Origin of the sequence: Pseudoalteromonas sp. NEC-BIFX-2020_015, assembly GCF_012952265.1 — a bacterium.
In the GTDB taxonomy this organism is placed as follows: Bacteria; Pseudomonadota; Gammaproteobacteria; order Enterobacterales; family Alteromonadaceae; genus Pseudoalteromonas; species Pseudoalteromonas neustonica.
The window spans coordinates 78887-103769 of the sequence record NZ_JABCJL010000008.1; the positions used below are offsets into that span (position 1 = coordinate 78887).

Sequence of the window (24883 nt, forward strand, 5' to 3'; positions counted from 1 at the left end):
GAATTATGGAATTTAAAGCTGTATTACAACAACTTAATAGAGATAAAAAAGAGTATTTAAAAGGTGTAGGTACCCCTTTACTGGTACTTGCTGCGCTGGGAATGGTGATTTTACCGTTACCGCCATTTTTACTCGATATTCTTTTTTCGTTTAATATAGCTTTAGCACTAGTTGTGTTATTGGTGACCGTTTACACCATGAAGCCAGTAGAGTTTGGCATGTTTCCAGCTGTACTTCTTATTGCAACCATCATGCGTTTAGCGCTCAATGTTGCCAGCACTCGAGTTGTACTTTTAGAAGGCCATAATGGAGGCGATGCTGCAGGTAAAGTTATTGAAGCCTTTGGCTCCGTAGTAATTGGCGGAAATTACGCAGTTGGTCTAGTGGTGTTTTTAATTCTGATCATCATCAACTTTGTAGTAATCACTAAGGGTGCGGGCCGTATCTCAGAAGTATCTGCACGCTTTACCCTTGATGCAATGCCAGGTAAGCAAATGGCAATTGATGCTGATTTGAACGCAGGCTTTATAAGCGCTGAGCAAGCACGTGACCGTCGTGAAGAGGTTACTCGCGAGGCTGATTTCTATGGTTCTATGGATGGTGCCAGTAAGTTTGTAAAAGGCGATGCCATAGCCGGTATCGTTATTTTGATTATCAATATTGTAGGTGGTTTATTTGTTGGAATGATCCAACATGACTTAAGTTTTAGTAATGCAATGGAAGTATACACTTTGCTTACTATTGGTGACGGCCTAGTTGCTCAATTACCTTCATTACTCCTTTCAATTGGTACGGCCATTGTAGTAACCCGTCAAAATGAATCGCTCAATATGGGTGATCAATTTAAGAAACAACTTGGCAATGAAAAGTCACTATTTATCGCCTCAGGCATTTTGATTGTAATGGGCTTAGTGCCAGGCATGCCACACTTTGCATTTTTAAGCCTTGGTGCACTACTGGGGTATTTAGCATATTACACTCAACAAAGTAAGATCAAAGCCGCAGCGGAAAAAGAAGCTGAAACAGCGAACGGTGGTGCATCAGGAACAGGTGTTGCAAATAAAAAAGAGCAAAAAGAACTTAGCTGGGATGATGTTCAGCAAGTCGATGTTATTGGTTTGGAAGTGGGCTATCGTTTAATTCCGCTCGTTGATCAATCACAAGGTGGTGAGCTACTAAATCGAATTAAAGGTGTACGTAAAAAGCTTTCTCAAGAGTTAGGGTTTTTGGTACCGCCAGTACACATTCGCGATAACTTAGAATTAGATCCAAACGCATACAGAATTACTCTGATGGGTGTTTCAAGTGGTGAGGGGGAGCTTAAACATGGTGACGAGTTAGCGATTAACCCGGGACAAGTGTTTGGAGCGATTAAAGGGATTGCGACGAAAGACCCTGCTTTTGGTTTAGATGCAGTTTGGATTAAACCCGATCAAAAAGATGAAGCGCAATCATTAGGTTACACCGTTGTAGATGCTGCCACTGTCGTCGCGACCCATATTAGTCAACTACTTACAAATAGTGCAGCTTTACTACTTGGCCATGAAGAAGTACAAAATTTACTTGATATGCTAGCTAAGAGTCACCCTCGTTTAGTTGAAGGTTTAGTCCCAGATGTATTACCGTTGACAACAATCGTTAAAGTTTTACAAAATTTATTAAATGAAGGTGTCGCAATACGCGATATGCGTTCAATAGTACAAACCCTAGTAGAGTATGGCCCACGTAGCCAAGACCCTGATGTATTAACGGCTGCAGTGCGAATTTCACTGCGTAGATTAATTGTTCAGGACGCTGTTGGTATGTCATCAGAAATCCCTGTCATAACCTTGGCGCCTGAGTTGGAACAGATGTTGCATCAGTCACTACAGAATGCAGGCGACGAAGGTGCCGGAATTGAACCAGGACTTGCAGAGCGACTTCAGCAATCATTAAATGAAGCGCATCAAAATCAAGAAATGGCCGGTGAACCTTCGATATTGCTAACGTCAGGAATGTTACGCACGGTGTTATCTCGTTTTGTTAAGTACACCATACCAGGGTTACGGGTGATGTCTTATCAAGAGGTACCAGACGAAAGACAGATCAAGATTGTCAGCTCAGTAGGCCAATAATCGGATTTTAAAGGGGTTGAATTATGAAAATTAAACGTTTTTTTGCTAAAGATATGCGCACGGCACTTAAAGAAGTAAAAGATGAACTAGGTGTTGATGCGGTTATTATGTCAAATAAAAAACTTGCGAACGGTGTTGAAATCGTTGCCGCTGTTGATTATGACAAAGCAGCCCCAAAAGCGCCTGAAGCAAAACCAGCTATTGCGCAGGCACAAACAAATTCAAACTTTGTAAAGCCAGCACCACAGCGCTCTCAGCCTGAACCACAAGCAAAAGTTGCAGATAGCTTGCAAGCATTGTTAGAGCGTCAAACACCACGTCCACGCTCACCTGAACTTGCATCAATGTTTAGTCAATCTGGATTTGATACAGGCAGCCAATACCAAGAACAAAAACACAGTGCTCGTCAACACAGTGAAGTAAAGCCTAAACAAGATTTTTATCATCGAGATACTGCGCCAGTGTCACGCCCACAAACTCAAGCTCATAGCTTAGGTTTTGATGACGACTTAGACCGTGATTTTGATGATCTAGATACCTCAATGCCTACTAAAGAGGTTGCAAAAACAGATGAGATAACAGCAATGCGTGATGAAATGGCCGCAATGCGTCAGTTGTTAGAGCATCAAGTATCAGGTTTAATGCAGCAGGATATGGCTCGTCGTGACCCAACAAGAGCATGCATGATAGATCGCTTGATAGGTATGGGGATTGATAGTGAAGTTGCAGACCAAATGGCATGCTTTATTCCTGACGATGTATCACGTCAACAAGCATGGCAAGCCTTATTGCAAATGATTGAAAATCAGATGCATACAACTAATAATGAAATATTACGTCAAGGTGGTGTATTTGCATTAGTAGGTCCAACAGGGGTTGGGAAGACGACGACAGTTGCAAAACTTGCTGCGTTGGGTGCACAAAAGTACGGCGCTGATAAAGTGGCACTGATCACAACTGATACATACCGTATTGGTGCATATGAGCAACTAGCTACATACGGACGTATTATCGGCTGTGGTGTTAAGCAAGTTAAAGATGCTAATGAATTAGCTGAAGTTTTATACCATTTACGAAATAAGCGTCTAGTATTAATAGATACGGCGGGAATGAGTCAGCGTGATTTACGTTTAACAGAGCAATTAAACACCTTAATGCGCAATCAAAGAGTTGATATTCGCAATTACTTGGTGCTTAGTGCAACAGCGCAAATTAACGTTTTACAAGAAACCGTAAGACACTTTAAAAAAGTACAATTAAGTGGCTGTATTTTCACCAAATTAGATGAATCACTAAGTTTAGGTGAGATAATTAGTATAGCGATTCAAAATCGCCTCCCAATAGGGTATCTTACTAATGGTCAGCGAGTCCCTGAGGACATCCGGGTGGCTAATGCAGAGAAATTAGTAAAAAAAGCTGAACAATTGTATTTAAAAAGAACAAAAGCACAACATTCGCGACGTCAAGCAGTAGCGTCAAGCACAGTAGGGATGTATGATTAACACAGTATTAGATCAAGCAAGTGGCCTGCGTAAAATGAGTCAAAACAATAATAACGGCGTTAAGGTTATCGCTGTCACTGGTGGTAAGGGAGGCGTTGGTAAAACAAACGTTTCACTTAATACTGCGATTGCTTTGGGTCAACTCGGAAACAGAGTATTAGTATTGGATGCCGATTTAGGCCTAGCAAACTGTGATGTGATGTTAGGATTACGTGTTGAGCGTAACTTGTCTCACGTATTGTCGGGTGAATGTGAGCTCGATGAAATTTTAGTTGAAGGCCCCGCAGGGATAAAAATAGTCCCCGCTACCTCCGGCTCGCAGAGTATGGTTGAATTATCGCCATCAGAGCATGCCGGTCTTATTCGTGCCTTTAGTGAGCTAAATACCGAATTTGATATATTAATTGTTGATACTGCAGCCGGTATTTCAGATATGGTGCTCAGTTTTTCGCGCGCCGCACAAGATGTGATGGTTGTCGTATGTGACGAGCCCACTTCAATTACTGATGCCTATGCGCTTATTAAAATATTAAGTCGTGAACACGGCGTATACAAGTTCAAAATAGTCGCTAATATGGTACGCAGTATACGTGAAGGTCATGAGTTATTTGCAAAGTTATCTAAAGTCACAGATCGTTTTTTAGATGTGTCGATGGAACTAGTTGCAACTGTGCCTTATGATGAAAATATGCGAAAGTCTACGCGCCGTCAAAAAGTAATCGTAGAGCTGTTTCCTAGCTCACCAGCTGCAATTGCATTTAAAACACTCGCGACAAAAGCAGTAAAATGGCCTATACCTAATCAACCATCTGGCCATTTAGAATTTTTCATAGAAAAATTAGTAAACGGCTAATTATGACGGCATCGGTGAATAAAGCGATGGGATATCAATCTACACAGAACTTAAATGTGATTGTTGAGCGCCATGCTTCATTAGTCAAAAAAGTGGCGTGCCATTTAATTGCTCGTTTACCACCAAGTGTACAGTTGGATGATTTAATTCAATCAGGAATGATTGGTTTAATTGAAGCCTCGAAAAACTTTGACGCCACTAAAGGCGCCAGTTTTGAAACATTTGCAGGTATTCGTATTCGTGGTGCTATGCTTGATGAAATGAGGCGTGGTGATTGGGCTCCAAGATCGGTGCATCGCAATAGTCGTATGGTTGCAGAAGCGATATCAGAGTTAGAAAGTGGACTTAATCGTGAACCAAAAGATATTGAAGTTGCTGAAAAACTTGATATTACGCTAGATGAGTACCATCATATTCTTAATGATGTGAATTCTAGTAAAATACTAGGCATTGAAGACCTTGGTGTTGATGAAGATGTAATTACACCAGTTGGACATGATTTAGCACTAGATAAGCCTTTTAATAATGTTAAAAATGATAAGTTTAATCAATCATTGCTAGAGGCAATAAAGTCTTTACCAGAACGAGATGGTTTAGTGCTATCGCTTTACTACAATGATGAAATGAATTTAAAAGAAATTGGGCACATACTCGATGTAAGTGAATCGCGTGTGAGTCAGATACATGGTCAGGCGATGATTAAGCTTAAAGCAAAAATCAATGACTGGATAAACTAGTAGTAAGTAAATATAGGTTCAGACCTCACCGGAGGATGTTTTGGATAAAAACATGAAAATTCTTGTTGTTGATGACTTTTCGACGATGAGACGTATTATCAAAAATCTGTTAAGGGATTTAGGTTTTACTAATGTGCAAGAAGCTGATGATGGCTCAACAGCTTTGCCGATGCTGCAAAATCAAGAGTTTGATTTTGTTGTGACAGACTGGAATATGCCTGGAATGCAAGGTATTGATTTGCTAAGAGCAATCAGAGCGGATGATACGCTTAAGCATATTCCAGTGTTAATGGTAACCGCAGAAGCTAAAAAAGAACAAATTGTAGCTGCTGCACAAGCCGGCGTTAACGGCTACATCGTTAAACCATTTACTGCAGCAACACTAAAAACCAAATTGGAAAAAGTGTTTGAGCGTTTAGGTTAAATAAAGAGGAGAGGCTTATGTCAGCACCTGCTGCGCCTCAGATCAGTTTAGAGCAAGCCCGTCAGCTTGTGGTTTACTTAGAAAACGGTGAACAAGACAAAGCTGATCAACTAATTCTAGATGCGGCGTCAAAAGAGCAGTCAGAACTTTTTGCAGAGGTTGGTAAGTTAACTCGCCAACTTCATGATGCGCTGAAAAATTTTGAACTCGATACACGTCTAGCTGATTTAACCACCGAAGCCTTACCGGATGCTAAACAGCGGCTCAATTATGTTATGGAAATGACAGAAAGTGCTGCTAATAAAACGATGGATGCGGTAGAGGCTAGTTTACCTATAGCTCAGCAACTAGCAGATGAAATTTCACATATCAAACCCACATGGGATCGTTTGATGAACCGTGAAATTGAATTGGGCGAGTTTAAAACGCTCTGCCATAGCTTAGATAAGTTTATGAATAACTCGCATTCTAAGACTGATGAATTACAAGGTCTAATGACCAATGTATTGATGGCACAAGATTATCAAGATTTAACTGGGCAAGTAATTCGCCGTGTTATTGAACTTGTAAGAGAAGTTGAAGATAGCTTAATCCATTTGCTTACTGCATTTGGTACCCATGATGATGGCGACACTAAAGTACAACAACAAGCCATTGAAACACCGCCTGCTGAAGATACACTTGCAGGTCCTGAAGGGCCAATAATTGATAAAGAATCACGTGATGATGTTGTCTCAGGACAAGATGAAGTTGATGATTTGTTATCAAGCTTGGGTTTCTAAGAGGAGAAGACTGCATGAGCTTTGAAGTCGATGAAGATATTTTACAAGATTTTCTAGTTGAAGCTGGAGAAATTCTTGAGCTTTTATCAGAACAGCTAGTAGAACTTGAAAATAACCCTGATGATACCGAGTTGCTCAATGCAATTTTCCGTGGATTTCATACGGTTAAAGGCGGCGCCGGTTTTTTAAGCATGACTGAGTTAGTTGATGCTTGTCATGGTGCAGAGAATGTTTTTGATTTGTTACGCCAGGGTGTTCGAAAAGTAAATTCTGAGCTGATGGATGTTATCCTACAAGCATTAGATACTATAAATGAGATGTTCGCTACAATTCAAAGTAGAGAAAAGCCGACCCCTGCTGATCCTGAATTATTAGCGATAATGCATAGATTGGGGCAACCGCCCACAGCTGATGAAGAAAGCGCCATCGAAGTTACAGAAGCGCCAGCTGAAGTAAATGATGAGTCAGCTTCAGCTTCAGGTGACGATCCATTTGCATTTGATTTGTTATTTGATGGACAAGTAGATAGCCCGCAAGCCGATACACAAATTGATGATATATCGGAAGATGAATTTGAAAATTTGCTTGATGAACTTCATGGCAAAGGACAAAGTCCGATAATATCAAGTACGACGACTAGTAGTGCTAATAGTAGTGATATAACCGATGACGAGTTTGATAATTTATTGGATGAATTACATGGTGTAGGTAGTTTTGGTGCTGTTAGTAATGATATTCCGGTCAGCAAACCTGAAGCACCAAAAGACCCAATAGCACCGGTAAATAAACCCGTGGTAAGTCAAACCGATGATGAAATCAGTGATGATGAATTTGAAGCATTACTTGATGAATTACATGGTAAAGGCAGTGCTCCAAAAGCGACAGAAGAAGCACCTATTGCAGCGGCTACTCCAAAAGTAGCACCCGCAGCACCTAAAGCTGCTGCTCCTGCTCCTGCGCCAGTTTCTAAGCCAGCACCAGTGAGTCAGCCTGCAAAAGTTGCTGATAAACCAGCTGCGGTAGCTAAAAAACCAGCACCAACGCAAGCAGAAACAACAGTTCGTGTTGATACTAAGCGCCTTGACCAAATAATGAATATGGTCGGTGAATTAGTATTGGTTCGTAATCGTTTAGTAAGCTTAGCAACAAATACTGATAGCGAAACTATGGGTAAAGCTATCTCTAATCTCGATGTCGTTACGGCTGATTTACAAGGTGCCGTAATGAAAACCCGAATGCAGCCGATTAAGAAAGTGTTTGGTCGTTTCCCACGAGTTGTAAGAGATTTAGCGCGTAGTTTGAAAAAAGATATAAACTTATTACTTGTTGGTGAAGAAACTGACCTAGATAAAAATCTAGTTGAAGCTTTAGCTGACCCATTAGTGCATTTAGTACGTAACTCTGTTGACCACGGTATTGAAATGCCAGACGTGCGTGAAGCAAGTGGTAAATCTCGAACAGGTACAGTTACACTTTCAGCTTCTCAAGAAGGCGATCATATTTTACTGACCATCAAAGATGATGGCGCAGGAATGGATGCAGAGAAACTTAAAAAGATCGCGATTAATAAAGGTGTGTTAGATCATGATCAAGCGAGTCGATTATCTGATACTGAAGCCTATAACTTAATTTTTGCACCAGGCTTTTCTACCAAAGAAGAGATTTCAGATATATCAGGGCGTGGTGTTGGAATGGATGTGGTGAAAACCAAAATCACGCAGCTTAATGGCTCCGTTAATATCCAATCGGAATTAGGTGTTGGCACTATACTTGAAATCAAAGTGCCGTTAACTTTAGCGATTCTACCCACATTAATGGTGGTAGTTGGTGAGCAAACATTTGCTTTACCTTTGGCCGGTGTAAATGAAATATTTCATTTGGATTTAACTAAAACGAATGTGGTTGATGGTCAGTTGACTATTATCGTTCGTAAGAAAGCGATACCGCTGTTTTATTTAGAGCATTGGTTGGTCAAAGGGGCTGATAGATCATTACGAAAAGCACAAGGCCATGTGGTTATTGTGCAAATCGGAACTCAGCAAGTTGGTTTTGTGGTGGATTCTTTAATAGGCCAAGAAGAAGTAGTAATCAAGCCATTGGATGCTTTATTGCAAGGGACACCTGGTATGGCTGGGGCAACAATTACCTCAGACGGTGGTATCGCCTTGATTTTAGATGTTCCTAATCTATTGAAGCATTACGCAGGATAACCATATATTTATCTTAATACGGGAGTCTAAATTACTCCCGTTGATAAACTTAACAAGAGAATACCAATGGCAGTTAAAGTATTAGTTGTTGATGATTCTAGTTTTTTTCGTCGCCGTGTGAGTGAAATACTAGAGCAAGATAAGGATATTGAAGTTATTGGTTTTGCGGTTAATGGCCGTGAAGCAGTAGAAAAGACCAGTCAGTTACGTCCAGATGTAATCACCATGGATATCGAAATGCCTGTGCTTGATGGTATTAGTGCTGTGAAAGAAATCATGGCTGCAAACCCTACACCTATTTTAATGTTTTCTTCATTAACCCGTGATGGTGCAACAGCAACATTAGATGCGCTTGATGCTGGAGCTTTGGATTTTTTACCGAAAAAATTTGAAGATATCGCTCGTAATAATGAAGACGCAGTTAAGTTATTACAAAATAAAGTAAAAGAAATTAGCCGCAGGCGCCTATCACGTATTAGTAGGCCAACAGCTCAAACACGACCAACAGCACCTACAACACCAACAAGGGTCGGTGGAGTTTCAGCGCGATCGTTAACAACTCCTCAGCCTGATCGTACTTTTAGCAGTAGACCTGCCAGTCCTTCTGTAGCGTCATCTAATAGTTTACGTGCATCAGGAAAAAAATACCAAATTGTCGCGATAGGAACATCAACGGGTGGACCCGTTGCATTGCAAGCAATTTTAACAAAGTTACCAGCCAATTTCCCTCATCCTATTTTACTGATACAGCATATGCCTGCAGCGTTTACACCTGCTTTTGCGGCTCGTTTAAATGGGTTGTGTCAAATTAAAGTAAAAGAAGCACAACAAGGTGACAGACTGTTACCTGGTGTCGCCTACCTCGCGCCAGGAGGCCAGCAAATGCTGATTGAGGGGCGTGGTGGCAGTCGAACATTAAAGGTATTTGAAGACGATAGTGCTAGGATCACTTATAAGCCAAGCGTAGATGTAACCTTTGCAAGTACTGCAAAAGCTTACCAAGGTGATGTATTGGCAGTTGTGTTGACTGGTATGGGAGCTGATGGCCGCGACGGTGCTAGAATGCTTAAACAAGCAGGGGCAACTATTTGGGCACAAGACGAAAAAACAAGTGTTGTTTATGGTATGCCACAAGCCGTTGCGAATGCAGGTCTATCATCTGCAAGTCTTGCGCTCGATGAAGTAGCAGGGCGAATCGTTCGAGAGATAGGTTGTGGATAAATTATCTTTTTTTGGTTTAGCAATCGCGTTAGGCGCGATTGCTTTTGGTTATGTACTAGAGGGAGGCGTTGTTAGTGCCTTATTCAATGGTCCTGCTTTAGTTATAGTGCTTGGTGGTACATTAGGTGCTGTGATGTTGCAATCTCCAGCAAGTACTTTCATTAAAGCCTTAAAAATTAGCCATTGGGTTTTTTTCCCGCCAAAACGCGATATAGATAGTGCGATTGAGCAAGTAAAAGCATGGTCTCATAAAGCTCGTCAGGAGGGGTATTTAGCTCTTGAGGATGCAGCTCTTACCCACCCGGACCCCTATGCGGCGAAAGGCCTTAGTTTGCTCATTGATGGTGCAAGCGAGAATAAGCTTCGTGATGCGCTTGAAATCGATTTATTACTAGAGCGAGATCGTCTACTTGAATCAAGTCGAGTTTATGAAGCTTTAGGGGGCTACAGTCCCACGATAGGTATTCTGGGGGCAGTGCTTGGCCTGATTCAGGCAATGTCATTTATTACCGAACCGGAAAAACTTGGCGCAGGTGTCGCTACGGCATTTATTGCAACTATTTACGGTGTCGGTTTGGCAAATCTTTTATTTTTACCTATGGCGAATAAGCTAAAATATCAAGTTGAACAAAAAATGCTTTTACATGAACTATTAGCTGAAGGCATCATTGCAATGAGCCAAGGTGACAGCCCAGCAAATATTGAATTAAAGCTAGAAGCATATCGCGTTGAGCGTCCTAACTTGATGCAAGAGTAATATTTATGATCCGCCGTCGTCTTCGTTCTTCAGCAGCAAGCAATCAGCACACTGAGCGTTGGCTTGTATCTTATGCTGACTACATGACAATTATGTTTGCGTTTTTTGTTGTTATGTATGCAATAGCAATCAATAAAGATGAAAGCTTTCAAATACTATCAGATTCATTGGAGCAGGTGTTTGATCAATCAGCTCGCCAACATAGTCAAGAAGGTAAAGGTGTTACAGGCACAGGATTATTGACTGACCGCGTTACGCCAGAAAATGACTTGTTGTTTGGTGAAAGCATACAAAAACAAGAAGCTGGGCCCGAATTACTTGATGGGCAAAGTGAGACTAGTAACATTAAACAAAAACATTTAGGCAAACCCTTAGATAGTTTGTTAACTAAATTGCAATCAGCACTGATTGATGAAATTCGTGATGGTGAAGCAAGTTTAGAATTACATCAAGATTGGTTAATTATTGAGTTAAGTTCAGGCATGCTATTTTCTAGCGGGAGTGCTGTCGCACATAGTCGTGCGAAAACGGTGATCGGTGTCGTTAAAGATATAATAGCGCCCGTTGATAATTATATAAGAGTGCGCGGCTATACGGATAATGAGACTATACAGAACGAAATTTACCGTTCTAATTGGGAGCTATCAGTATCTCGTGCAACTTCTATTTTAGTCGAGTTAGAAGCCCTAGGTATAAACCCCGCCAGAATGGCAATTGAGGGTTACGGTCAATATTCGCCATTTGCTGATAATGATACAGAACAAGGCCGCGCTGAAAATCGTAAAGTGGTTGTTGCCTTATCTAAATATGGATTACCGCCAAAAATACTGAAAGTAGAAGGTGGCCCAGTAATCGAAGAGCCAGAACTTGAATCAATTGAGTTGCCATCGGACGATAACACTATTAAAGTGATCCAATTACCACATGGTGGAATACGAATTACAACGCGCAACGAAAAAAATAAGGTGTGATGTGAAAATTTGGACGGTGGCAAATCAAAAAGGCGGAGTGGGTAAAACAACCACTGCTGTCAGTCTTGCTGGTATTTTAGCGCTGCAGGGAAAGCGAGTATTATTGATTGATACTGATCCTCATGCATCATTAACTTATTATTTTGGAATTGACTCTGAAGATTTAGAAGTCAGTGTTTACGATATTTTTGCACGGGGTAACTCGATGCAAAGTGAAGAAATTTTACAGGCTTTATGTCCGTCTAATATAGATAATTTAGATATCCTGCCGGCCACCATGGCAATTGCGACGCTCGATCGCAGTATGGGTAATAGAACAGGTATGGGGTTGATATTAAAAAAAGCCTTAGCAAAAATTAGTGATCATTATGATTACGCTATTTTAGATTGTCCACCAGTACTTGGTGTTCTTATGGTGAATGCTTTGGCTGCAAGTGAGCGTATTTTAGTTCCGGTACAAACGGAGTTTTTAGCATTAAAAGGGCTGGATAGAATGATGCGAACTATGGAGTTAATGCAAAGCTCGCAATCAAAGCAGTATCAATATACCATTATCCCTACAATGTATGATAAGAGAACTAATGCTTCTCTTGAAGCATACAAAACACTGCAACAAACATATCAAGAAAAAGTGTGGCCTGGAGTAATACCAGTAGATACTAAATTTCGTGATGCGAGTCTTGCTCAACAGGTGCCCATTCAGTATTGTCCACGATCTCGTGGTGTATACGCCTATCGTGCATTACTCGATTATTTGATTGAACAAGGTTGATTAATGAGCAAGCAGTTATTTGCTAATGAAAAAGTTATGACCCAATATTTGGGGGCTTTACTGTGCGAGGACGAAGATTCAACTGATTTACAGCCTGTAGCTAAATTGCTTGAGCAAGTTACTTCAACTCAAAAGAATACAGATTTACCAGCAAAGGCATCGCAACAACCAATTATAATGTTGGATGCGCTTGAAGATGTGAAGCCTCATGAAGAAGAAATTACTGAACAATTAAACCCCGTCCTTGAGAAACCACAGATCCAAGCTAAGATCAAAGGTATAGCAAATACTGAGCCGAAAGTTAGTACAACGCAGCCGAAAACCCCTATTCAACGTCAAGAGGATTATTTTGATGGTGAATTTCAAGCGTTGTTCTTTGAAGTGGCGGGTTTAACGCTTGCCGTACCGTTAAAAGCGCTAGGTGGTATACATCAGTTAAGCGAAGTGAATCAATTGTTTGGGAAACCAAAATGGTTTAAAGGAGTCATGTTAAACCGTGAGGAAAACCTAAATGTTGTGGATACTGCTCGATGGGTAATGCCTGAAAAGTATACACAAGAATTAGAAGATAAGCTAAATTACCAATACCTGATCACGTTAGGTGATAGCCAGTGGGGGTTGTTAGCTGAAAAGTTAGTTAATAATATTACACTGCGTAGTGAAGATGTTAAGTGGCGGACAAAAAATGGCAAGCGCCCTTGGCTTGCCGGTGTTATTAAAGAAAAAATGTGTGCCTTAATTGATGTTGAAAATTTAAATCAATTACTGGAGCAAGGCTTAGATAGCCGTGAGCAGTAACGATATTCGGAGTAATAGCATGAGCGAAAAAAGAGTATTATCAAGCAGTAGAAATGCCGATAGCAATGATGAAGTATTGCAGTGGGTAACATTCAAACTTGAATCAGAGACCTACGGTGTCAATGTAATGCAGGTGCAAGAAATTTTGCGTTACACTGAAATAGCCCCAGTCCCTGGTGCGCCAAGTTACGTGTTGGGGATCATTAACTTACGCGGTAACGTAGTGACAGTTATTGATACTCGCTCACGCTTTGGTTTGATGTCAGCGGAAACTACTGATAACTCACGTGTTTTGATTATTGAAGCGGAAGAGCAGGTTATTGGTATTCTTGCTGATAGCGTTGCAGAAGTTGTTTACCTTCGAAGTTCAGAAATAGACAGCGCACCAAATATAGGCACTGAAGAAAGTGCTAAATTTATTCAAGGTGTAAGCAACCGTGATGGTGAGTTACTCATTCTAGTTGATTTAAATAAATTACTAAATGATGAAGAGTGGGATGAGTTAAGCGATATTTAACGCTTACAGATAAACTATGTTGTTACTCTCTTTAGTTTGTGGCGCACTAATTTTGATATTAGTGTGCTTTATTGTTTTATATGTCATGAATAGAAAAATATCTCAGATTGAATTTCTACATCAAAAAAAATTGAGCGATGTACTACAGCAAACCAATATTTTGCGAAGTGAAGTTGCAGAAATGCGAACTGGTATGCTTAGTATCGGTAAGCGCTTGGTGACTGTAGAGCAGCGTAATCAAGAGCTTGCACAGCAACAAGATGCGCAAAAATACGATGACCCTGATGCGAAAATTTATTCACGCGCAGTGAAAATGGTTGAACTTGGTGCAGATATAGAAGAGATCATTCGAGAATGCGAATTGCCGCGTGCTGAAGCTGAGTTACTCATGTCGTTACATCAACAGAAGGGCGCTAGTTAGCGCCTTTTATTTATATATACCCAAGCCACCTCAAGATGCGAGCGTCGTTGGAATTAAAAGCGATTTAGGCAAGGCATTGATTGCAAGTAATAGTGGTTCTATTGTTAAAATCAATAACGCAGTATAAATCGCTTTTAAACCAACCCGTTGGGCGTTTCACAGGGACTTACTCTCATCGTTGTTCCTTCTTAAAAGGGATTGCCATTGTTGCAAAGTAACGCCTTGATATTAAGCCCCTGTGAAACGCTGAATTCTACATCTTGAGGTGGCTTGGGTATAAGTTTAAGGACCGCAGATACTTTAATGAGTGAACTTTCAATCTTAATCACGGCATGAGGCTTGTGGGCTAAGTAAGAATTGAGCTACAAGAAGCCAATATCTCTTAAGTAAAATGTTCAAGCAGTGCGTGTTTGGTAGTTATACCGTGTTATCACCTTTTTATATGAAGTAATCACACTACATAGATTTTGCTATATTTAAATAGCAAGCATGCGACAGAAAATTCACTCAGCAATGAATAAAGGGTTTTAAGCTTTTATATTTAATTTGCCGTGGAAGTCTTGCCAGCCTGGCGGAAACTTACCTCTTAAAACATATGAAAATGCGATAAGCTCTGCAATAACGTAATAAAGCTCTTTTGGAATTTCTTCACCAAGCTCTAAATGAGACAGTGTTTTTGCCAGCGCTTCGTCTTTATGTATTAAAATACCTTTTTCTTGGGCTGCTTTAATTATTTCATCTGCAAGCTCCCCAAAACCTTTACTGCTAACGGTAGGTGCTCGGCCTGCTTCATAGAGTAAGCCTATTGCCGACTTTTGTTTTGGCTCTTCATTCATAACTACACCTCATAACTACACTTTAATATTAATAATGGCGTGGGATTGGTAAAATGCCTGATGCTGTGGCGCACCTTGGCTAAGGTTAAGCTCTCCCACTTGTAAACCATGCGCTGTGAGCTTGTGCCGAAGACTCTCTATATGCGGATGCGCCATAGCCGTTATTTCTTGGCTAGATGCGAGTAACTTACAGTCTAATGCTTTATCCATTAACTCCGCAGTAATTTGTAATTGACCTAATGTGGCATAGTCAAAATTTAAACGTACAAACCAGACACTCTTGGCCTCTAACTTATCTTTACTGGGTTTTTTATATTGGCCAAGTGATATTTCTGTTTGTGCTGCTTCTGGTGGCAGCCGCATAGGCAGTAAAAATTGCACCAGTGGGTTGGTGTCTGGTTGTTGATTTATTGGAGTTGTCGTTACTTGGTTTAGTGCTGTTTTTATTTGACTCAAGTCGGCCGCTAAAACTTGGCTATTTGCTTGCAGCAGCTGCTCTTGTAATTTTTGGCTATTAACCGCTTTGAAGTTTGGTACAAGCACCTGCAATAATGCATCAACAGAATTTTGGCCGTTAAACGTCAATGCGCTGATCGTATTTAAAGCCGGTGCGGCTAAAATACTAACAGTTAAGTGCTCAATGGCTTGGCTAAAACTCGTGTGTAGTGCACTTGCGGGGAGGCTTTGTGGTTGAATTATACTGAGGATTTCCCGTTGAATGGTCAAAGGTTGATGTGATTGGCTATCAATCATACGGCTAAAGGCCTGATTAACAAGGCGGTTAAGATCAACATTATCACTAAATTTCGGTTGTGCTAACTGCTCTATTTTTGCTGAGAGTATTTGACGAGACAGTAAATTTTTTTCACTGTGTGATATATGCGATAGTGTATAAGGAGGTGTTTTTTCTATCGGCATATTTAATAAAGGGGCTAGTAGTTTTGCCTCAATGGGTAGGCTTAATTGACTTGCTATTGGCGATACTGTTAGTGGTGCTTTTAGCGTCGGTATTGAGGGGTTATGCATTTGTGGTTTTGTTTTGATGTTAGCAGTAAGACTTTGCTTCATTGAGTCTATTGAGCTGTGTATAGGAGCATGAGCAGGTTTAAGCGTTACTTTATTTGATTCTACTACTTCAACGTTTTTGACTGTGCCGTAATGCGAACTCGTTTGTGTCGATTTATTTTTATTCTCGTCGATGGGGAGGGGTTTCTGAACGAGTTCATTAATAGGTGTTTTTATTTTACTCTTATCTCGAGATTGTGCTGAATTAGTTATCAGAGGTTCATTCATAGGCACACTTTTCGGTATTCGAACAGTCGCGTCATCCTTTATAGAAGACGGTATGGAAGGCTCCTTAAGCACAGGAGTCTGAATTTTTTCGGTCGGTGTAATCTGCGATCCCTTGCCCGTATTAGCTTGCCCCATTTTTGTTTGTGAGTTAGAGGTTGTTTGCGTTAAAAATAGCCCCGTCTCAGCTGTTTGCCGGTTACTGGTTGAAGAGGTTGGCATCTGGGTATTTACAGTCTTTAATGAGTCTAATTTATTTAGTGGTAATTCAGTGGCAGCATGTTGAGTGTTTGCTACCGCTGGCTGTATTGGTGTTGTTAACGTATTCAGCGCAGCTTTAACTTGTTGGAAAAATTGCACTAAGGGAGGCGATGAATGAAAATGTTTAGGTAGCGAAGACCCTTTACTGATATCAGCTTGTAGTGGGTCTAGATTATTATTAGCAAGGGCTGTTAAGTTAATTCTGCGCAATGACTCAGGTAATAGGGTTGCCAATTCCATTTTTTTGATTGTACGCGGTGATGGAGGTCGACTCATTTCGTCTTTGTTAAAAGAGGGGCTTGGCTTAGTAAACGGCTTATTTTCAAAGTATTGCACAGCATCTTTAATACGTGTTTTTAAATCAGCGAAACTATGTTGCAACCATGAGCTAATAGGGCTATTGCTGGAAAGTGAAGGGCTTGAGGTAACCGTATTTGCTTGCGAAAGTGCAGTTGTCTTTGCTAAATGCTGAGCACTGAGTAATGAATTAAATGTATGAGTAAGAGAATTTTTTAAAACAAGATCAACACTGGGTACATGCGTTTTAATCTGTAGTTGTTCATTCACTGCTGCAAGAGTGACTTTTTGCATCGTATTGCTGAGTTGATGTACATGCTCAGTTTTTACTGGAATGTTAAATGCATTTTTTTGTTGTGGAATAGTTAATTGTACGCTTTTATTTACCGTTTTTAATTGTGCTAGAGGAACAAGACTCGCAAGCCATGTTGCTAGTTTTCCTTGGCTAATAGGTTGCTGATGGAGGTTGTCGGCAAAGCGATTAATTACGGTTAACCTAAAGTTTTTATCTTGGACATTAATGAGCGCTTGTAAAGGTTGCTCTGCCTGTAATAACTGAGCGACTTCTTTATTAAGCGGTAAGCTGGCGTGCAATTGGCTAATAAGTAATTTTGCAATTGGCGCAGTAATCACATTAACCGGGAAAGGTTTATTGTCTAACTGACTGCCAGTGTTTATGAAATTTAATAAACTTTGTAGCTGCTTATGTTGTGTTAAAGGGATATTTAGTTGCGTTGGTAAAATGGTGAGTTGTTTACCATCAGCACTTAATTGTACTTGCGCACTGGAAATCTTTTGCGCCTGCTCAGGAGATTGAGTGGTTGCTAAGCGTAACGTTTGCCAGTGTTTATCAACAAGTATATCTATCTGTACAGAGCCTTTAGCAAACACGATGTTTCTCGCGCTGAGTGTTTGTTCACCTGAGATGATTGTTTGCTGCGTAGCACCGACTGCAGGCTGGTTAACAGTCAGTGAGTTAGCTAAAGATATCTGTGTAGGTTTATTCATTATTTTAAATCAAATTATCATTAATCGGTTTCATCGGATTATTCGTATTACCCTATCATTATGGTAGACTAACACCTAATTTTGGGGATAGAGAATCGTCATCTTGTTACACATTAAGTCCGTCACCTGCATCAAGCAAGAGCGCTGTTTGTTTGAGGATCTTAATTTCAGTTTGAAATCGGGACAAATTATGCAGTTAGCTGGCCCTAACGGGGCAGGTAAAACATCATTATTGCGAATTATCGCGGGTTTTTCAGTCCCCGATGAGGGGGATGTTTTATGGCAAGGTAAGTCGATAATTAAGAACTATGACGAATTTGCGCGTGAGCTTTTATTTATTGGCCATAAAACGGGCGTTAATAGTCAGTTGACCGCATTGGAAAATGTACAGTTTTGGTTACAGATACAAGGCTATAACGATACCCAAGACCTTTATGCGTTACTTGCCAAAATTGGTTTAGTTGGCCTTGAAGATGTCCCCGTTCGAATGTTGTCTGCAGGACAACAGCGACGTGTTGCCTTACTTAGATTATGGTTAAATAGCGCAAAGTTATGGGTTTTAGATGAACCATTTACTGCGCTAGATAAAGCGGGTGTTGCCTTTTTACAGCAACGCTTTATAACCCACCTAGAGCAGGGGGGGGCTATTTTACTAACTACCCACCAAGATTTAACAACCCACTTTAATGATTTACAAACTGTCACGTTGGAGTACAGACATTGATGATACGCCAGCATTCTTATTGGCAGCTATTTAGTGCTGTTTGTAAAAAAGATTTACAGTTAGCCTTTCGCCAACGCGCAGAAATTGTTAATCCATTATTATTCTTTTTAATTGTTATTACGTTATTTCCGTTAGCAATTGGTCCTGAGCCAGGACTTCTAGCACGTATAGCTCCTGGTATTATTTGGGTTGCTGCGCTGTTATCTACTATGTTGGGGTTGGATAAATTATTTCGTGATGATTATCACGATGGCAGTCTTGAGCAGTTAATAGCATCATCTTACCCGCTACCGCTTACGGTGTTAGCAAAAGTAGTTGCTCATTGGATTATTACAGGACTGCCGTTGGTACTAATGACACCTTTATTTGCGCTATTACTGAATTTAGACACGAATGCGTTAATCGCAACAGTGCTCACTTTATTGTTGGGCACACCATTATTAAGTTTTATTGGCGCTATTGGCGCGGGTTTAACTGTCGGATTACAAAAGGGAGGGATTTTAATGAGTTTGCTCGTACTGCCTTTGTATATTCCGGTTTTGATTTTTGCAACGTCTGCTATTGATACCAGTACAATGTCACTGGATTATAGTGGGCAGCTTGCCATCCTTGGTGCGATGTTAGTCGTTGCTATATTAAGCGCACCAATTGCCATATCGTCAGCATTAAAAGTGAGTGTAAGTTAATATGTGGAAGTGGTTACATCCCTACGCTAAAGCAGATCGTGCATATCAATTATGTAATACGTTACTGCCCTATTTTGCCGTAATAACGGTTGTGTGTATGATTGTTGGTTGGGTTTGGGGTTTGGCGTACGCGCCGGCTGATTACCAACAAAAAGACAGCTATCGTATTATTTTTATTCATGTACCTTCAGCAATTTTATCAATGGGAGCATATTCTTCTATGGCCATAGCCGCTATCGTGGCACTTGTATGGCAACTTCGTAATGCAGAGCTTGCAGTTATTGCAATTGCACCTGTGGGCGCATGTGTTACAGCTATCGCACTTATTACTGGTGCTGCATGGGGTAAACCTATGTGGGGTGCTTGGTGGGTGTGGGATGCGCGTTTAACCTCAGAGTTAATTTTATTATTCTTATACCTAGGCGTGTTGTCGTTGTACCACGCTTTTGAAGACAAGAAAGCAGCGGGTCGAGCTGCGTCTATTCTTGCCATTGTAGGAGTTATAAATTTACCGATCATTCATTTCTCAGTTGAATGGTGGAACACACTACATCAAGGAGCAAGTATTACTAAATTCAATACTAATGCCATTGATCCAAGTATGTTTTGGCCACTAATGTTAAATATTGTTGCGTTTGCTGCATTCGTCGGCACTGTGACTTTAATGCGTCTTAAAAATGAAATTTTACAACGTGAAAAACACCGTCCTTGGGTTCGTCAGTTGTTAAATAGGGGCTAGTTATGCAGTTTGATTCTTTTTCTGATTTTATAGCCATGGGTGGTTATGGCTTTTATGTTTGGTTATCTTTTGGTTCCTGCGCGCTGATTTTAATAGGTATTTTACTCAGCTCGTTAAACGACACTAAACGCATTTTATCGTCTGTTCAGCAACAGGTTGACCGTGAAGCACGTATAAAACAGGCTAAACAGGAGCAGCAAGTATGAACCCAAGACGTAAAAAACGTTTATTAGCAGTCACTGCAATTGTATTTGGTGTAGGTGCGGTTATTGGATTAGTGCTTTATGCACTGCAAGAGAATATTAATTTATTTTACACCCCTAGTGAACTAATAGAAGGTAAAGGACCGAATAAAGAGTTGCCGTATATAGGCCAAAAATTACGTATCGGTGGCATGGTAGTGCCAGGTTCAGTGGTCCGTGATGAAACGAGCTTAGAAGTGAGCTTTAAGCTAATTGATACTGGGCCTTTAGTGACTATACGTTATCAAGGTATTTTGCCGGATTTATTTCGCGAGGGACAAGGGATTGTGGCGCAAGGGTTATTAGTTGAACCTAATGTGATAGAAGCCTTTGAAGTACTTGCCAAGCATGACGAAGAGTATATGCCAGCTGAAGTTGCTGAGGCAGTAAAAGGAATTAAACACGAGAAACCGAAGTACAACTTAGGAAGTGACTATTAATATGATCCCTGAAATCGGTTATTTTTCTTTAACACTCGCTATGGTGCTGAGTGTTTTACTGTGTATTTTTCCATTGTGGGGTGCGCATACAGGCAATTTACGCCTAATGCGTGCAGCGCCTTCATTGGCTATTGGTCAATTCGTTTTTGTTTTAATCTCATTTGCAGCATTAATTTATGCAAGTTTAACCGATGATTTTACTGTGGCGTATGTCGCATACCATTCAAGTAGTTCATTACCTTGGTATTATAAAATCACCTCTACATGGGGCGGACATGAAGGCGCAATTTTATTGTGGTTAGTCATGCAAGCTGGTTGGACTGCTGTCGTGGCGATGCGTTCAGGTTCTTTACCTTGGATACTCAGGGCTCGCGTGCTTGGCGTGCTAGGCTTTTTAGGGGTAGGCTTTATGCTTTATACGCTCTTAATGTCTAGTCCATTTGAGCTACTCTTACCTTACTATCCAGTTGAAGGCCGTGATTTAAATCCGTTATTACAAGATCCCGGTATGATTATCCATCCCCCATTATTATATATGGGCTATGTTGGCTTATCTGTTTCATTCTCATTTGCTATTGCTGCGTTATTGACCGGCAAACTCGATAATACATGGGCAAAATGGTCACGTCCTTGGACTATGACTGCCTGGGGCTTCTTAACTTTGGGTATAACAGTCGGTAGCTGGTGGGCATACGCGGAGTTAGGTTGGGGCGGTTGGTGGTTCTGGGATCCTGTTGAAAATGCATCTCTAATGCCATGGCTTGTTGCCACAGCGTTATTACACTCACTATCAGTGACTGAAAAACGTGGCGTATTCAAATCATGGACAGTTTTACTTGCTATCTCAGCTTTCTCTTTGAGCTTATTAGGAACGTTTATTGTTCGTTCAGGTATTATTGTTTCGGTCCATGCATTTGCGACAGACCCTGATCGTGGTTTATTTATTCTTGCATTTTTAGCGATTGTTGTAGGCGGTGGTTTAACGCTCTATGCCTTTAGAGTATCGCAAGTAAAAAGTGAAGGGCGTTATAAGTTAGTCTCTCGAGAAGTTGCATTATGGCTGAATAATATCTTTTTAGTGGTTGCGACATTCATTGTTTTATTAGGCACTTTGTTACCTATGATCCACAAAGAAATGGGCTTAGGCAGCATTTCAATTGGCGAACCATTCTTTAATAAGATGTTTGCAATTTTATTGGTACCATTTGCAATACTAATGGGAATTGGGCCGCTATTACGTTGGAAGCAAAATAAATGGGCATTTTTACAAAATAAATTACTCATAGCAGCAGTTGTAAGCATAGTGGTCACCGCAGGCTGGCTATTTTTAAGTTATGAGGATGTTGCACCCCTTACATTATTAGCAACGACATTAGCCATGTGGATTATGTTCACAACAGCATCAGATTTATATGATAAAACCCTTGTTCATGGCAGCTTTATTAAAGGGTTAAAACGTTTGACTTTAAGCTACTGGGCAATGGTGTTGGGGCATGTTGGTATTGCCTTTGTTATTGCTGGAGTAACTTTAACATCAGCTTATTCAGTTGAACGAGATGTTTCAATGCAGCCATTGGACGTTGTTCAGCTTAATGAGTATGACTACCGCTTTGAGGGTGTAAAAAGTATTCGCGGGCCAAATTACAGTGGTCATGCTGGTGTAGTAAGCGTATTGAAAAATGGCTCACTCGTAACGAAATTATACGCAGAGAAACGTCAGTATGATATTGGCATGCAATTTATGACTGAAGCGGCGATTGATGCAGGGTTTACTCGAGATCTTTATTTAGCGCTAGGTGAGCAACTCAGTAATGGGGGCTGGTCGTTACGCATTTATCACAAACCATACGTGAGATGGATGTGGTTAGGTGGTATTTTAATTTCGTTGGCTGGGTTTATGATTTTAGGTGATAAACGCTACAGGACAAGCAGAAAAAGTGACGAGCAATTACAGCCGAAGGGTGTTGTATGAACCGTAAATTTTTAGCGCTATTGCCTTTATTAGCATTCGCACTGGTATGCGTGTTTTTATTTCAGGGATTATTTGCTAATCCCCGTGAGATTCAAACGGGTCGCTTGGGTCAACAAATGCCAGCATTTAATTTGCCAGATTTAATGCAAGACTCAAAGCGTTGGCAAGAAAGTGATTTAAAAGGCAATGTCTATTTATTAAATGTGTGGGGCACATGGTGCCCAACGTGTTTAGCAGAACTTGATTATCTTACCCAATTACGAGAACAAGGCGTCAGAATTATAGGGCTCTATTACGTACAAAGTTATGACAGTGATTTTGATGGTGAGTTTGATATTGTCGCACTGCGTGATGAAGTCAGCACGATGTTAGGTCGTGCAGGTGACCCATACCAATTTAATATCCTAGACTTAAACCGCACACTGGCATTGGATTTAGGTGTATCGGGTGCACCAGAAACGTTTTTAGTGGATAGCAAAGGTACTATTTTGCTTCATCACACGGGGGATATTAATCCACGCGTGTGGCGTGCTAAATTTGCACCGTTAATGCAGGAGTTAAAGCCATGAAGTATGTATTAATTAGTTTTTTCTTATTATTCAGCACAGGAATTCTCGCTGAACAAGACCGCTACGTTTTTGCCAATGATGAGCAAGCTCAGCGCTTTGGTGAGTTAACAAAAGAACTGCGTTGTCCTAAATGTCAAAATCAAAACATTGCAGACTCTGATGCTGTAGTTGCAAAAGATTTGCGTGATAAAGTACTGTTGCTCGTTAAAGATGGCAAAACAAAAGATGAAGTAATTGACTATATGATAGATCGTTATGGTTACTTTGTTCATTACGAACCACCCGTTACGCCGGCCACATTAGTATTGTGGGTATTACCAGTATTAATCGTTATTTTTGGTTTTGGTTTCATTGTGTTTCGCCAACGTAAAGCGGCTGTCAAACAAACATGGAATGATCAAGATGAAGTGTTATTAACTAAGTTAATTGCAAAAAACCAGCGTCAGGAGCAAAACTAAATGATTTTAATGTGGGCATCGTTTGTGCTACTGACGCTTTTGGCTATCGCGTTTGTGGCTTTGCCTTTTTTAACCAAAGAGCGAATACAGAATCTAACCTATAATGCTAACTCTGAATTAATTGCTATTTATGAGCAACGACTTGGTGAGCTTAGTTTAGATCTGGCTGAGCAGCGCATAGAACAACAAAGTTACGATGAGTCAATTATTGAATTGAAATGTCGATTGTTAAATGAGCTATCGCCAGAAAAGTCACTCTTCAGTCGTGGAAATAATCGTATTTTTGCGTTGACGGGCAGTGCATTTTTAGTCGTCTTAACCTTAATATTTTATACCGCAACAGGTTCGCAGCATCAATTAGAAAGCTGGAAGGCTGCGATGGAAAATTTACCTGAATATGGTGAGCGTGCAGTGATGCAAAAAGGTGAACCATTAACGCAGAATGAGCTTCAAGCGTTCGCGTTGGGTTTACGCACTAAGCTTGCGCAAAGTGGTGATGATGAAGTTGCATGGATGTTACTAGGTCGCGTTGCGATGTCTTTAAATGAATATGACATGGCTCAGCAATCATTTGATAAAGTACTGCGTTTAAACCCTGAAAACTTGGCTGTATTGATCAGTTATAGTCAGTTAATGTTGCTCCAAGGCGACGATGTTAGTATGAATAAAGCAGCGCAAATGCTATCACGTGTATTAAAAGATGAACCTGCAAATCTTGATGCTATTTCATTATTAGCGCTTATTGCTTATGAACGCCACGATTGGCTGGAAGCAAAAGCTGCATTTGAGATGCTTTTAAACAGCATGGATGAACAAGATAGTCGTTATAATATGATTGCACAGAGAATCGCAGAGATTGATCAAAATATTGCAGCCAAGAACACGCAGATCACCCCTGTAGAGAAGTCGTTTGCTGCAAGTACAGAGACAAGTAATATTTCCGTCACGATTGAGCTTGCTCCTCAACTGATAGCAAACTTACCTGAAAAAGGCACTTTATTTGTATTTGCAAAAGCAGCCAGTGGCCCTGCAATGCCGCTTGCAGTTGTAAAGTTAACGCAATATAGTTTTCCTCTTCAAGTCCAATTAAGCGATAACAACTCAATGGTTGAAGGTTTAACGCTTTCAAGTACCGAGCAAATAATATTAACAGCACGTATTTCAAAAGACGCTTCTGTAATGCCATCAAGTGGTGAGCTTGAAGGAAAATCAGGTATTTTACAGCGCAGTGAAACGAGCGAATACACTCTATTAATAGATGAGCTAATACCTTAAGGATAAA

At 40.6% G+C, this 24883-nt stretch carries 25 protein-coding genes; 23 read left to right on the forward strand and 2 right to left on the reverse strand.

Annotated elements, in window-relative coordinates:
* Window positions 1-5 precede the first annotated feature (5 nt).
* The 14 genes from flhA to HH219_RS08035 all read left to right on the forward strand — a co-directional run bounded on the left by flhA (window position 6) and on the right by HH219_RS08035 (window position 14079).
* Window positions 6-2114: a flagellar biosynthesis protein FlhA gene (flhA, locus tag HH219_RS07970; protein WP_064435374.1), complete on the forward strand. Its 2109-nt coding sequence runs from the start codon at window positions 6-8 to the stop codon at window positions 2112-2114.
* A 23-nt stretch (window positions 2115-2137) separates the two neighbouring features.
* On the forward strand, window positions 2138-3616 hold the full coding sequence (flhF, locus tag HH219_RS07975; RefSeq protein WP_054203300.1) for a flagellar biosynthesis protein FlhF: 1479 nt from the start codon (window positions 2138-2140) through the stop codon (window positions 3614-3616).
* Window positions 3609-4469, forward strand: a complete 861-nt coding sequence (locus tag HH219_RS07980) for a MinD/ParA family protein (protein ID WP_054203299.1) — start codon at window positions 3609-3611, stop codon at window positions 4467-4469. The genes flhF and HH219_RS07980 overlap by 8 nt, the downstream gene beginning before the upstream one ends.
* 26 nt (window positions 4470-4495) lie before the next feature.
* A complete protein-coding gene (locus HH219_RS07985; protein WP_054203478.1) occupies window positions 4496-5206 on the forward strand; it encodes an RNA polymerase sigma factor FliA in 711 nt (236 codons plus the stop codon).
* A gap of 40 nt (window positions 5207-5246) precedes the next feature.
* Complete coding sequence (gene cheY, locus HH219_RS07990; RefSeq protein ID WP_054203298.1) at window positions 5247-5630, forward strand: chemotaxis response regulator CheY; 384 nt, start codon at window positions 5247-5249, stop codon at window positions 5628-5630.
* A 17-nt stretch (window positions 5631-5647) separates the two neighbouring features.
* Window positions 5648-6412 carry a protein phosphatase CheZ gene (locus HH219_RS07995; protein ID WP_054203297.1) on the forward strand — a complete coding sequence of 255 codons (765 nt, stop codon included), beginning with the start codon at window positions 5648-5650 and terminating at the stop codon, window positions 6410-6412.
* A 14-nt stretch (window positions 6413-6426) separates the two neighbouring features.
* The gene (locus HH219_RS08000; protein WP_169327114.1) at window positions 6427-8622 is read left to right on the forward strand and encodes a chemotaxis protein CheA; all 2196 of its coding nucleotides are present in this window, start codon (window positions 6427-6429) and stop codon (window positions 8620-8622) included.
* A 66-nt stretch (window positions 8623-8688) separates the two neighbouring features.
* Entirely contained in the window at window positions 8689-9843 is a 1155-nt protein-coding gene (locus HH219_RS08005) for a chemotaxis response regulator protein-glutamate methylesterase (RefSeq protein ID WP_054203295.1), read from the forward strand.
* On the forward strand, window positions 9836-10600 hold the full coding sequence (locus tag HH219_RS08010; protein WP_054203294.1) for a flagellar motor protein: 765 nt from the start codon (window positions 9836-9838) through the stop codon (window positions 10598-10600). Before HH219_RS08005 ends, HH219_RS08010 begins: the two co-directional genes overlap by 8 nt.
* A gap of 5 nt (window positions 10601-10605) precedes the next feature.
* Window positions 10606-11571, forward strand: a complete 966-nt coding sequence (locus HH219_RS08015; protein ID WP_169327115.1) for a flagellar motor protein MotB — start codon at window positions 10606-10608, stop codon at window positions 11569-11571.
* 1 nt (window position 11572) lies between these two features.
* Window positions 11573-12343, forward strand: coding sequence for a ParA family protein (locus tag HH219_RS08020; protein ID WP_054203292.1), 771 nt, complete (start codon window positions 11573-11575; stop codon window positions 12341-12343).
* A 3-nt stretch (window positions 12344-12346) separates the two neighbouring features.
* Window positions 12347-13141, forward strand: a complete 795-nt coding sequence (locus tag HH219_RS08025; RefSeq protein WP_169327116.1) for a chemotaxis protein CheW — start codon at window positions 12347-12349, stop codon at window positions 13139-13141.
* Window positions 13142-13160: 19 nt separating this feature from the next.
* Window positions 13161-13658 (forward strand): chemotaxis protein CheW, encoded by a 498-nt coding sequence (locus HH219_RS08030; RefSeq protein ID WP_054453890.1) that lies wholly within the window; start codon window positions 13161-13163, stop codon window positions 13656-13658.
* 16 nt (window positions 13659-13674) lie between these two features.
* The gene (locus tag HH219_RS08035) at window positions 13675-14079 is read left to right on the forward strand and encodes a DUF2802 domain-containing protein (RefSeq protein ID WP_054453892.1); all 405 of its coding nucleotides are present in this window, start codon (window positions 13675-13677) and stop codon (window positions 14077-14079) included.
* Window positions 14080-14606: 527 nt separating this feature from the next.
* Here HH219_RS08035 and HH219_RS08040 read toward each other — a convergent pair.
* Window positions 14607-14915: an EscU/YscU/HrcU family type III secretion system export apparatus switch protein gene (locus HH219_RS08040; protein WP_054203288.1), complete on the reverse strand. Its 309-nt coding sequence runs from the start codon at window positions 14913-14915 to the stop codon at window positions 14607-14609.
* 15 nt (window positions 14916-14930) lie between these two features.
* Window positions 14931-17771, reverse strand: coding sequence for a flagellar hook-length control protein FliK (locus tag HH219_RS21930; RefSeq protein ID WP_249118476.1), 2841 nt, complete (start codon window positions 17769-17771; stop codon window positions 14931-14933).
* A 103-nt stretch (window positions 17772-17874) separates the two neighbouring features.
* On the opposite strand from HH219_RS21930, the gene ccmA reads away from it, so the two are divergent.
* From ccmA to ccmI, 9 genes are read left to right on the forward strand one after another with little or no spacing between them, the layout of a single operon-like run.
* Window positions 17875-18495, forward strand: coding sequence for a cytochrome c biogenesis heme-transporting ATPase CcmA (ccmA, locus tag HH219_RS08050; protein ID WP_082355638.1), 621 nt, complete (start codon window positions 17875-17877; stop codon window positions 18493-18495).
* The gene (gene ccmB / locus HH219_RS08055) at window positions 18495-19181 is read left to right on the forward strand and encodes a heme exporter protein CcmB (protein ID WP_054453895.1); all 687 of its coding nucleotides are present in this window, start codon (window positions 18495-18497) and stop codon (window positions 19179-19181) included. The genes ccmA and ccmB overlap by 1 nt, the downstream gene beginning before the upstream one ends.
* 1 nt (window position 19182) lies before the next feature.
* Window positions 19183-19920, forward strand: coding sequence for a heme ABC transporter permease (locus HH219_RS08060; protein ID WP_054203284.1), 738 nt, complete (start codon window positions 19183-19185; stop codon window positions 19918-19920).
* A 2-nt stretch (window positions 19921-19922) separates the two neighbouring features.
* Window positions 19923-20126 carry a heme exporter protein CcmD gene (gene ccmD, locus HH219_RS08065; protein WP_054453897.1) on the forward strand — a complete coding sequence of 68 codons (204 nt, stop codon included), beginning with the start codon at window positions 19923-19925 and terminating at the stop codon, window positions 20124-20126.
* Window positions 20123-20602 (forward strand): cytochrome c maturation protein CcmE, encoded by a 480-nt coding sequence (ccmE, locus tag HH219_RS08070; RefSeq protein ID WP_054203282.1) that lies wholly within the window; start codon window positions 20123-20125, stop codon window positions 20600-20602. Before ccmD ends, ccmE begins: the two co-directional genes overlap by 4 nt.
* Window position 20603: 1 nt before the next feature.
* Complete coding sequence (locus HH219_RS08075; RefSeq protein ID WP_169327117.1) at window positions 20604-22574, forward strand: heme lyase CcmF/NrfE family subunit; 1971 nt, start codon at window positions 20604-20606, stop codon at window positions 22572-22574.
* Window positions 22571-23143 carry a redoxin family protein gene (locus HH219_RS08080; protein ID WP_169327118.1) on the forward strand — a complete coding sequence of 191 codons (573 nt, stop codon included), beginning with the start codon at window positions 22571-22573 and terminating at the stop codon, window positions 23141-23143. Before HH219_RS08075 ends, HH219_RS08080 begins: the two co-directional genes overlap by 4 nt.
* Entirely contained in the window at window positions 23140-23601 is a 462-nt protein-coding gene (locus HH219_RS08085) for a cytochrome c-type biogenesis protein (RefSeq protein ID WP_169327119.1), read from the forward strand. The genes HH219_RS08080 and HH219_RS08085 overlap by 4 nt, the downstream gene beginning before the upstream one ends.
* A complete protein-coding gene (ccmI, locus tag HH219_RS08090; RefSeq protein ID WP_054453900.1) occupies window positions 23602-24876 on the forward strand; it encodes a c-type cytochrome biogenesis protein CcmI in 1275 nt (424 codons plus the stop codon).
* The last annotated feature ends 7 nt before the right edge of the window (window positions 24877-24883 follow it).

Bases quoted from the DNA above. Each gene is read 5' to 3' on its own strand.
- flhA (WP_064435374.1), top strand. From the start codon at position 6: ATGGAATTTAAAGCTGTATTACAACAACTTAATAGAGATAAAAAAGAG.
- flhF (WP_054203300.1), top strand. From the start codon at position 2,138: ATGAAAATTAAACGTTTTTTTGCTAAAGATATGCGCACGGCACTTAAA.
- HH219_RS07980 (WP_054203299.1), top strand. From the start codon at position 3,609: ATGATTAACACAGTATTAGATCAAGCAAGTGGCCTGCGTAAAATGAGT.
- HH219_RS07985 (WP_054203478.1), top strand. From the start codon at position 4,496: ATGGGATATCAATCTACACAGAACTTAAATGTGATTGTTGAGCGCCAT.
- HH219_RS07995 (WP_054203297.1), top strand. From the start codon at position 5,648: ATGTCAGCACCTGCTGCGCCTCAGATCAGTTTAGAGCAAGCCCGTCAG.
- HH219_RS08000 (WP_169327114.1), top strand. From the start codon at position 6,427: ATGAGCTTTGAAGTCGATGAAGATATTTTACAAGATTTTCTAGTTGAA.
- HH219_RS08005 (WP_054203295.1), top strand. From the start codon at position 8,689: ATGGCAGTTAAAGTATTAGTTGTTGATGATTCTAGTTTTTTTCGTCGC.
- HH219_RS08015 (WP_169327115.1), top strand. From the start codon at position 10,606: ATGATCCGCCGTCGTCTTCGTTCTTCAGCAGCAAGCAATCAGCACACT.
- HH219_RS08025 (WP_169327116.1), top strand. From the start codon at position 12,347: ATGAGCAAGCAGTTATTTGCTAATGAAAAAGTTATGACCCAATATTTG.
- HH219_RS08030 (WP_054453890.1), top strand. From the start codon at position 13,161: ATGAGCGAAAAAAGAGTATTATCAAGCAGTAGAAATGCCGATAGCAAT.
- HH219_RS08035 (WP_054453892.1), top strand. From the start codon at position 13,675: ATGTTGTTACTCTCTTTAGTTTGTGGCGCACTAATTTTGATATTAGTG.
- HH219_RS08040 (WP_054203288.1), bottom strand. From the start codon at position 14,915: ATGAATGAAGAGCCAAAACAAAAGTCGGCAATAGGCTTACTCTATGAA.
- HH219_RS21930 (WP_249118476.1), bottom strand. From the start codon at position 17,771: ATGAATAAACCTACACAGATATCTTTAGCTAACTCACTGACTGTTAAC.
- ccmB (WP_054453895.1), top strand. From the start codon at position 18,495: ATGATACGCCAGCATTCTTATTGGCAGCTATTTAGTGCTGTTTGTAAA.
- HH219_RS08060 (WP_054203284.1), top strand. From the start codon at position 19,183: ATGTGGAAGTGGTTACATCCCTACGCTAAAGCAGATCGTGCATATCAA.
- ccmD (WP_054453897.1), top strand. From the start codon at position 19,923: ATGCAGTTTGATTCTTTTTCTGATTTTATAGCCATGGGTGGTTATGGC.
- ccmE (WP_054203282.1), top strand. From the start codon at position 20,123: ATGAACCCAAGACGTAAAAAACGTTTATTAGCAGTCACTGCAATTGTA.
- HH219_RS08075 (WP_169327117.1), top strand. From the start codon at position 20,604: ATGATCCCTGAAATCGGTTATTTTTCTTTAACACTCGCTATGGTGCTG.
- HH219_RS08080 (WP_169327118.1), top strand. From the start codon at position 22,571: ATGAACCGTAAATTTTTAGCGCTATTGCCTTTATTAGCATTCGCACTG.
- HH219_RS08085 (WP_169327119.1), top strand. From the start codon at position 23,140: ATGAAGTATGTATTAATTAGTTTTTTCTTATTATTCAGCACAGGAATT.
- ccmI (WP_054453900.1), top strand. From the start codon at position 23,602: ATGATTTTAATGTGGGCATCGTTTGTGCTACTGACGCTTTTGGCTATC.